This window comes from Pseudoalteromonas sp. S3260, from assembly GCF_005886925.1.
Taxonomy (GTDB): domain Bacteria; phylum Pseudomonadota; class Gammaproteobacteria; order Enterobacterales; family Alteromonadaceae; genus Pseudoalteromonas; species Pseudoalteromonas tetraodonis.
The window spans coordinates 1-9,005 of record NZ_PNCV01000032.1; the positions used below are offsets into that span (position 1 = coordinate 1).

11 protein-coding genes are annotated in these 9,005 nt (G+C 40.8%); 10 read left to right on the forward strand and 1 reads right to left on the reverse strand.

Annotation, left to right across the window (positions count from 1 at the left end; all coding sequences use genetic code 11):
• Positions 1-22: 22 nt before the first annotated feature.
• The gene (locus CWC14_RS05340; protein WP_138561715.1) at positions 23-946 is read right to left on the reverse strand and encodes a manganese-dependent inorganic pyrophosphatase; all 924 of its coding nucleotides are present in this window, start codon (positions 944-946) and stop codon (positions 23-25) included.
• Positions 947-1,062: 116 nt separating this feature from the next.
• Between CWC14_RS05340 and CWC14_RS05345 the strand changes: the two genes are divergently transcribed.
• From CWC14_RS05345 to CWC14_RS05390, 10 genes are all read left to right on the forward strand, one after another.
• Positions 1,063-1,563 (forward strand): hypothetical protein, encoded by a 501-nt coding sequence (locus CWC14_RS05345; protein WP_013464037.1) that lies wholly within the window; start codon positions 1,063-1,065, stop codon positions 1,561-1,563.
• 12 nt (positions 1,564-1,575) lie between these two features.
• Positions 1,576-2,385: a bifunctional DNA-formamidopyrimidine glycosylase/DNA-(apurinic or apyrimidinic site) lyase gene (mutM, locus tag CWC14_RS05350; RefSeq protein WP_138561717.1), complete on the forward strand. Its 810-nt coding sequence runs from the start codon at positions 1,576-1,578 to the stop codon at positions 2,383-2,385.
• Between the two features lie 361 nt (positions 2,386-2,746).
• Positions 2,747-3,094 carry a four helix bundle protein gene (locus CWC14_RS05355; protein WP_075170549.1) on the forward strand — a complete coding sequence of 116 codons (348 nt, stop codon included), beginning with the start codon at positions 2,747-2,749 and terminating at the stop codon, positions 3,092-3,094.
• Positions 3,095-3,418: 324 nt separating this feature from the next.
• Positions 3,419-3,847: a 50S ribosomal protein L13 gene (gene rplM, locus CWC14_RS05360; RefSeq protein WP_008110876.1), complete on the forward strand. Its 429-nt coding sequence runs from the start codon at positions 3,419-3,421 to the stop codon at positions 3,845-3,847.
• A gap of 8 nt (positions 3,848-3,855) precedes the next feature.
• Entirely contained in the window at positions 3,856-4,248 is a 393-nt protein-coding gene (gene rpsI, locus CWC14_RS05365) for a 30S ribosomal protein S9 (RefSeq protein ID WP_024600778.1), read from the forward strand.
• A 660-nt stretch (positions 4,249-4,908) separates the two neighbouring features.
• Positions 4,909-5,499, forward strand: a complete 591-nt coding sequence (gene petA / locus CWC14_RS05370) for a ubiquinol-cytochrome c reductase iron-sulfur subunit (protein ID WP_010390661.1) — start codon at positions 4,909-4,911, stop codon at positions 5,497-5,499.
• A complete protein-coding gene (locus CWC14_RS05375) occupies positions 5,499-6,764 on the forward strand; it encodes a cytochrome b (protein WP_138561719.1) in 1,266 nt (421 codons plus the stop codon). The genes petA and CWC14_RS05375 overlap by 1 nt, the downstream gene beginning before the upstream one ends.
• Positions 6,761-7,504, forward strand: coding sequence for a cytochrome c1 (locus CWC14_RS05380; RefSeq protein WP_069440085.1), 744 nt, complete (start codon positions 6,761-6,763; stop codon positions 7,502-7,504). Before CWC14_RS05375 ends, CWC14_RS05380 begins: the two co-directional genes overlap by 4 nt.
• A 79-nt stretch (positions 7,505-7,583) precedes the next feature.
• On the forward strand, positions 7,584-8,210 hold the full coding sequence (gene sspA, locus CWC14_RS05385) for a stringent starvation protein SspA (protein WP_013464041.1): 627 nt from the start codon (positions 7,584-7,586) through the stop codon (positions 8,208-8,210).
• Positions 8,210-8,647, forward strand: a complete 438-nt coding sequence (locus CWC14_RS05390) for a ClpXP protease specificity-enhancing factor (protein ID WP_028834446.1) — start codon at positions 8,210-8,212, stop codon at positions 8,645-8,647. Before sspA ends, CWC14_RS05390 begins: the two co-directional genes overlap by 1 nt.
• Positions 8,648-9,005: the final 358 nt, after the last annotated feature.

Below are 9,005 nucleotides of genomic sequence, written 5' to 3' on the forward strand. Positions count from 1 at the left end.
CCTCGAACCTCGAACCTCGAATCTAGCTATTAAAAGCGTCTTGTAGTGGGGGCACTACTTGCTTTTTACGGCTTAATACGCCGTCTAGCCATACTTTACCGTCTTCTGGTTTTTCACCATAGGCTTGCTCAACTAGGTTTGCGTCGTCTGATGCAATTAGCATTTGTGAGCCTTCTTTCATAATGTCGGTCAGAAGTAAAAATACTGAATGACGACCGCCTTCTTCTTTAAGCTTGGCAATGTCGGCTTCAAGGTCGGCTTTAATCTCGTCAAATACCGCAAGGTCAATAACTTCTAACTGACCAATACCAACAAGGTTACCGTTCATGTTAAAGTCTTTAAAGTCACGCATTACTAAGTCACGTACTGGCGTATCTTCAACGGCTGATTTAACGCGGAACATGTCCATGCCTAGTTCTTTAAAGTCTTCAATGCCTGCAATTTCTGCAAGTGCTTCAACACATTTAATATCGGCTGTGGTACAGGTTGGTGATTTAAAAATAACCGTGTCGCTTAATATGGCGCAAAGCATAATGCCAGCAATATCTTTAGGGATCTCTACGTTATAAAAATCGTACATCATCTTAATAATGGTGTTAGAACAACCAACAGGGCGGATCCAGCACTCAAGTGGTGTTGATGAGGTTAAATCACCTAATTTATGGTGATCAACTACGCCAACAACGCGAGCTTGGTCTATATCGTCAGGTGCTTGGGTTTTTTCTGTGTGGTCTACAATGTAAACGTCTTCGCCAGCGTAGCTAAGTTTAAGCTCAGGTGCTTCGAAGCCAAATTTATCTAAAATAAACTGTGTTTCTGGTGATACTTCACCAAGGCGGGTTGGAATTGCCGGCTCATCAATTTGGTTTTTTAAATAAGCCAGTGCAATTGCACCACATATTGAATCTGAATCTGGGATTTTATGGCCCACTACATACATTGACATGTCTAAACTCCTTAAAATTTGCCGATATTCTAGCAAAGTCTTTGGGTTTTAACATATAGACAGTGTAATTAAGTTTTGGTTACACTTGAAAACCTTATATAAATTAGGAACTGCATATGCGATTAAGCCGCAAAGGTTGGAACAATGTTATTATTTTTTCTATGTTGATCATGATCTTCTTTTTAAATGGTCTTCATAAAAAGATTGGATCCGATGAAACGCAGGCGCAACTGCAGCCACTACTTCCTGTGCAAAGCTTTGTGTTAACACTTGAATTTAGCGACCAAAAAATTGAGCGCATTGGTACAAGCTGGCGTACTACTGCTTTGATCAAAGAGGTACCGCTTAGTTGGCAAGGTTCAGAGCAGCAACTTAGTGAGCTTGTTTATTTATGGCAAAATACAGCGTTAATGACAACAGCCACACCTGATGCGCTTGATATTAATAAGCCACTATCGGCAGCGACGTTTGAACTCGCCGGTGAGCCCCTACCTTGGATGTACTTATTATATAAAGCAAATGGTGAGTATTATCTTCTCGAGAAAACCAGTCAGCGGCTAATGTTGCTTGATTTAAGCACTGCCAAGCAATTATTTCCTAGTTTTACCTTTTCATAGTGAGTTTTATAAATGCCTGAATTACCAGAAGTAGAAGTTAGCCGCATGGGCATTACCCCCCATGTGCTAAACCAAGTCGTTACTAAGGTAAACATTCATAATGCCAGTATGCGCTGGCCTGTGCCAGATGAGGTATACCAACTTGAAGGGTTGGTGGTTAGCAGTATTGAACGCCGCGCAAAATACTTGCTATTAGAATGTGAGCTTGGGGCGGCTATATTGCACTTAGGGATGTCAGGGAACTTGCGCGTTGTAAATAAAACCGAGCCACTTAAAAAACACGACCATGTTGAGTTTATTTTAGCGAACAATAAGGCGCTGCGTTTAAATGATCCACGCCGCTTTGGTTGTTGTTTATGGCAAGCACCCAATGAAGAGCATAAGCTACTTGCTAAATTAGGCCCTGAACCACTCACTGATGACTTTTTTGCTAAACGTGTTTATGAGCAATCACGTAATAAAAAAGTGCCCGTTAAGCAGTTTATTATGAATAACGCCGTTGTGGTGGGGGTCGGTAATATTTATGCTAACGAGTCGTTATTTAAAGCGGGTATCGATCCGCGAAAAGAAGCCGGTAAAGTAAGCCTTAAACGCTACCAAGCGTTAATCCCAATTATAAAAGACACCTTAGCCGCTGCAATTACCCAAGGCGGCACAACGTTAAAAGACTTTGCCCAAAGTGACGGTAAGCCAGGCTACTTTGCGCAACAGCTATTAGTGTATGGCCGAAAAGGCCAGCCCTGTGTAAATTGCGATACCGAATTAACCGAAATTCGTTTAGGGCAACGCAGTACCGTTTTTTGTGAGGTGTGTCAGAAGTAATTAGGTGTTAGGTATTAGGAACTAGGTAATAGGAAAACCTCAAATCTCAAACCTATGGCGTTCTCTTTCCGCGAGGCGCCTCTGTGCACTCTGTGGTGCAAAATAAATTTAAAGGTTTTAGGTAGAGATTAAGCCAAGCACGGTGTTTGGATTAAAATTAGGTGGGTATTTATGTCGTGCAGGTGTTTGGTTAAAGGTAAAAGAGCAGGTTTTAGTAAGCCACGTACATTGCAAGGATTGAGCGTATGCGGGGCTTTATGCCGCGCATTAGGTGTTAGGTAGAGATTAAGAGCAAAATTTAGGTTGTATTTTATTAAATAAAAACTAAGCTCAAAATATATCATTAAGGATAATAGATATGATGAATTTTGAAAGTTTAGAGGTATGGAAGCGAGCTGCTCGTTTAAGTGCAGATATATATAAAAATCCAACAATAACAAAAGATTTTGGTTTTCGAGATCAGTTAACACGCGCAGGATTGTCTGTACCTAGTAATATTGCTGAGGGAATGACACGAGATAGTGACAGAGAAAAAGTGCGTTTTTTAGATATTGCTCGTTCTTCTTTAGCTGAAGCTAGAACACAAATTTATATAGGTATTGATATAAACTATATTGATTCGAATGTCGGCCAACTTTGGTTGTGTGAAACATCTGAGTTATCAAAGATGCTATCGAGCTTAATCTCTAAAATTAAAGAACGAATCTGAGAGATTTAAATTGTTTAAGCTATTTTAATTACCCACACTAATTTTATGGTTATTTTTGATAAAACCTAAAACCTAAAACCTAAAACCTAAAACCTAAAACCTAAAACCTAAAACTTTTTGCGGAAAAAACAACCGGCCGGTAGCAATGTCGTTTAAGTGCTGGTATACTCCCGCGTCTGCCACGTTGCGTTCTATGTCCTCATATAGTTTAGCCACTTGTGAGCGGCGAAAAAGTCTAAAACTCGAAGGGGTTGTAGCATACTTAGAGCGGTAGTTAATAATAACTACCTGTGGTTTTAATTGAAAAACATTGGATTTTTATAAATGAAAACGTTTGTTGCTAAACCAGAAACAGTAAAACGTGACTGGTACGTAGTTGACGCTGAAGATAAAACTTTAGGTCGCATCGCTACTGAAATCGCTCATCGCCTACGCGGTAAGCACAAAGCTGAGTACACACCACACGTAGATACTGGTGATTACATCATCGTTATCAACGCTGAGAAAGTTACTGTTACTGGTAACAAATTCAAAGATAAAGTGTACTACGCTCACTCTGGTTTCCCAGGTGGTCTTAAGTCTACTACTTTTGATAAACTTCAAGCTGCAAAGCCTGAAATGATCATCGAAAAAGCTGTTAAAGGCATGTTGCCACGTGGTCCTTTAGGCCGCGCTATGTTCCGCAAACTTAAAGTTTACGCGGGTACTGAGCATAACCATGCTGCACAACAGCCTCAGGTTCTAGACATTTAAGGAGCACTATCATGGCAAATCAATACTACGGTACAGGTCGTCGTAAAAGTTCAAGTGCTCGCGTATTCTTACGCCCAGGCACTGGTAACATCGTAATCAACAAGCGCTCTTTAGAAGAGTACTTTGGTCGCGAAACAGCACGCATGGTTGTTCGTCAAGCTCTTGAGCTTGTAGACATGACTGAAAAATTTGACCTTCACATCACCGTTGCCGGTGGTGGTACTACTGGTCAAGCTGGTGCTATCCGTCACGGTATCACTCGTGCACTTATGGAGTTTGACGAGTCACTACGTCCACAACTTCGTAAAGCAGGTTTCGTTACTCGTGATGCACGTAAAGTTGAACGTAAGAAAGTGGGTCTTAAGAAAGCGCGTAAGCGTCCACAGTTCTCAAAACGTTAATTTTTACGTTATCAAGAATTCAAAAACCCAGCTTATGCTGGGTTTTTTGTTTTTAGATTAAATAAAAGGTATTAGGAAGATAAAGGTATTAGGTATCAGGAAGACAAAGATCCAGAACAACCTAAAGCTCAAAACCTAAAACCTAAAACCTAAAACCTAAAACCTAAAACCTAAAACCTAAAACCTTTCCCTTTAAGACTAATGTCGACATTAGCTTGATCAAAATAGGCCAAGTATGCGTATTTATTGAACGAAAGCTTAAAAATGACCGACTAACGCAAAAAAAGTTAAATAATTATCGCAATTAGTTTAAATCCATCAGTTAATTGGTGAATTTTTTTGCTACAATTGGCGGGCAAATAAAGTGAATGAGTTTAATGTCGCCAAATTCAGTGGTTACTGTACTTAGTTGGTGAGATTGTACTTGTTTACAAATTGTTTTTACGGAAGCGATACTATAGTCATTTGGTTTCATACTCGAGCTTACTTAATCAACTATTTGAGCAAGTCAGGATTATTCGAGCAGGAGGCTGTGAATAACCTTGTTTTAAACAAGGGTTTTAATTATGATCGTTTCTCTTTTAAAATTCGAAAAATTAACCTGCTGTAACTGATGTTCTCAATATAGCAAGTGTTGAGAATCATAGTGGAGATAAGTGGATGAGCAATGCGCCTGTAGACAATGGCCGACGTCGCTTTTTAACCATAGCTACCTCTGTTGTTGGTGGTGTTGGTGCGGCTGGGGCTGCTGTTCCTTTTATTGCGTCTTGGAATCCAAGTGAGCGAGCTAAATCTGCGGGTGCGCCTGTAGAAGTAGATATCAGCAAACTTGAGCCAGGACAATTAATACGTGTCGAGTGGCGTGGTAAACCTGTATGGGTTGTATCACGGACCCCAAAAATGCTTGAGCAGATGAAAGAACATGAAGGTCAACTTCGTGATCCGCAATCGCAAGAGCCACAACAATTAGAATCATCAACCAATGATTTCCGTTCATTACGCCCAGAGATTTTTGTCGCTGTAGGTATTTGTACGCATTTGGGTTGTTCACCTAGCTTTTTACAAGGTGGCTTTGGTGAGAAAGTGGAAGGGACTGATGACGGTTTTTACTGTCCATGTCACGGTTCTAAGTTTGATATGGCTGGCCGTGTATTCCAATCGGTACCTGCACCATTAAATTTAGAAATTCCACCATATACTTTTCTTGATGAGACCACTATTTTAGTGGGCGAAGAACAAGGGGTGGCCTAATGTTTGGTAAAATTGTTGAGTGGATAGACGACCGTATCCCAATGACACGTGTTTGGAACATGCACATTGCACAGTATCCAGCACCGAAAAACTTTAACTTCTGGTACTTCTTCGGCTCTCTAGCTATGTTAGTACTAGTAAACCAAATACTTACAGGTATTTGGTTAACGATGAACTATGTACCATCTGCTGAAGGTGCATTTGCATCAGTAGAATACATCATGCGTGATGTAGAGTACGGTTGGTTATTACGTTATTTGCATTCAACGGGTGCATCTGCGTTTTTCATCGTTGTTTACATGCACATGTTCCGTGGCATGATCTACGGTTCTTACCAAAAACCACGTGAATTACTGTGGTTATTCGGTATGTTCATTTTCTTAGCCCTAATGGCTGAAGCATTCATGGGTTACTTATTACCATGGGGCCAAATGTCGTTCTGGGGTGCACAGGTAATCATTTCATTATTCGGGGCAATCCCGGTTATTGGTGATGACTTAACACTGTGGATTCGTGGTGACTATGTAATTTCAGGTGCAACGCTTAACCGCTTCTTTGCATTACATGTAATAGCACTGCCATTGGTTATTGTTATCTTAGTATTTTTACACATTGTTGCATTGCACGAAGTGGGTTCTAACAACCCTGACGGTATTGATAACAAACGTAAAAAAGGAACCGTGGCTGAAGAAGACAAGCCTAAATTTAAGTTCCATGAATACTACACAGATAAAAAAGACATTATTGATGCGATACCGTTCCACCCTTATTACACAGTAAAAGATATTGTGGGTGTGGTTGGCTTCTTAATCTTGTTCTGTTGGGTGGTGTTCTTTATGCCTGCAATGGGTGGTTTCTTCCTAGAAGCGCCAAACTTTGAACCGGCAAACCCACTTAAAACACCAGCGCATATTTTCCCTGTTTGGTACTTTACGCCGTTTTATGCAATCTTACGTGCGATTCCAGACAAGCTAATGGGTGTTGCAGCAATGGGTGCATCTATTGTCGTGCTAGCATTATTGCCTTGGATTGACCGTGGTTCGGTTCGTTCAGTTCGTTACCGTTGTGGTTTCCACAAATGGAACATTGCAGGCTTTGTAGTTACTTTCGTTCTTTTAGGTTGGGTTGGTGCTACACCACAAACTGATTTTAAAACGATTGTTTCGCAAGTCTGTACTGTGACTTACTTTATGTTCTTCGTACTGTTATTCGTTTACAGTAAGAATGAAAAAACTAAGCCATTGCCTGAGAGGTTAACGAAATGATGAAAAAGCTATTAATAGGTTTATTTGCTTTATCAGTAAACGTTTTACCTGCAATGGCGGCAGGCCCGTCAGTTCCTCTAATGGAAGCGGGTAACGATATATCTGATCAACCTTCTTTGCAACGTGGCGCAAAGTTGTTCATGAACTACTGTCTTGGTTGTCACCAAATGCAGTATCAACGTTATGAACGTACTTTCCGCGATATTGGTATTCCAACAGAGATTGGTCAAGAGCAACTTATTTTTGATGGTTCAAAAGTAGGTAGTCATATCAATAATGCAATGAAGAAAGAAGATGCTGCAAAATGGTTTGGTGCGGCTCCGCCGGATCTAACTAATGTTGCGCGTGTGCGTGGCAGTGATTGGATTTACACCTATTTAAAATCGTTTTACAAAGATGAATCTCGTCCGTTTGGCGTAAATAATACGTTATTCCCATCGGTGGGTATGCCACATGTTCTTCAAGAGTTGCAAGGTGTTCCTACTGCAATTACTGAAGAAGTAACAGTAGATGGTAAAACAACCACTCATATTACTGGTACAGAAACAGATGGTACGGGTGAATTAAGTGTAGATGAATATGACCAAGCAGTTCGTGATTTAACGAATTTCCTAGAGTATGTAGGTGAACCTACACGTCTCGAATCGGAAGCGCTAGGTATTAAGGTACTTGGATTCTTAGTGATTCTATTTATCTTGGCATTTATGCTGAAGAAAGAATACTGGAGAGATGTTCATTAAGTTTGAACATATTTAAAGGTAATTTTGCAATAGGGGCTTAAGCCCCTATTGCTGTTTTAGTTATTTAATGGAGGTAGGCATGGCCGTAGCTGCCAATAAGCGCCCTGTAATGACCCTTTTTTCTGGTGCTAACTGTATGTATAGCCACCAAGTACGCATTGTACTTGCTGAAAAAGGTGTAAGTGTAGATATTCATATGGCTGAAAAGGATAATCTGCCAGAAGCACTTCACGAAATTAACCCTTACGGCACAGTGCCAACACTGATTGACCGTGAGCTTGGTTTATATCAGGCAAACATCATCATGGAATACCTTGATGAACGTTTTCCTCATCCTCCACTAATGCCTGTATACCCGGTCATGCGTGGTCGTAGTCGTTTAATGATGCACCGTATTGATACTGATTGGTACAGCCTAGCTGAAAAAATCATTAACAACACGTCTGAAGCAGCGCAAGCGCGTAAAGAGCTGACAGAAGCATTACTTGCAATAGCACCGATCTTTAGTGAAGCGCCTTACTTTATGAGTGAAGAGTTTAGCTTGGTTGATTGTTACTTAGCTCCACTATTATGGCGTTTACCTGAGTTTGGTATTGAGCTTAATGGTGCAGGCTCTAAAGAACTTAAAGAGTATATGATCCGTTTATTTGAACGTGAATCATTCCAAGCTTCTTTAACTGAAGCAGAGCGTGAGATCCGTTTATAATGACTTCTAATCGTCCTTATTTACTACGCGCTTTTTTTGATTGGATTGTTGATAACGAATGCACGCCACACTTAGTGGTTAATGCTGATTTTCCTGCAGTGCAAGTGCCAACACAGTTTGTTCAAGATGGCCAGATTGTATTGAACATAAGCCCTTCAGCGGTTACGCAGTTTTCGTTAGATAATTCTCAGCTTAGCTTTAACGCACGCTTTGGCGGTCAGCCAATGCAAGTGTACGTGCCTTTAGGGGCTGTACTTGCAATATATGCACGCGAAAATGGCGAAGGCACAGTCTTTACTGCAGATGAGTTTTTAGAGGACGAAGACGATTTTGCTCCAGAGCTTGAAAGTGTCGATTCATCACCTGAACTAGTTGATGAAACACCTGATCCTAAGCCTGAAAAGAAAAAAGGCTCACATTTACGCGTTATAAAATAACCCGTAAATGTTAGATAAAAACCGCTTAATAAGCGGTTTTTTTATGCCTGATTAAAAGTAGGCGAAAGGTGAAAGTTCACGGGCGACGGGCGACGGGCTGCGAGAGGCGAGGCATTATGCCGTGCAGGATTGGTTTAAGTTCAAGGGCGACGAGCTGCGAGAAACGGGTTAAGATTGACTGGTGTAGCAGCGGATTTATTCCGCGTCTTTTTAGTGATTCTATCTACCACAGAGGGTGCAGAGCACACAGAGAAAATGATTAAATACATGTTTTATTTGCTTTTTTTCTCTGTGTAGCGCGAAGCGCCTCAGTGTACTCTGTGGTTCAAAATGGTTTTGTAGATACCATCTCTCTTTA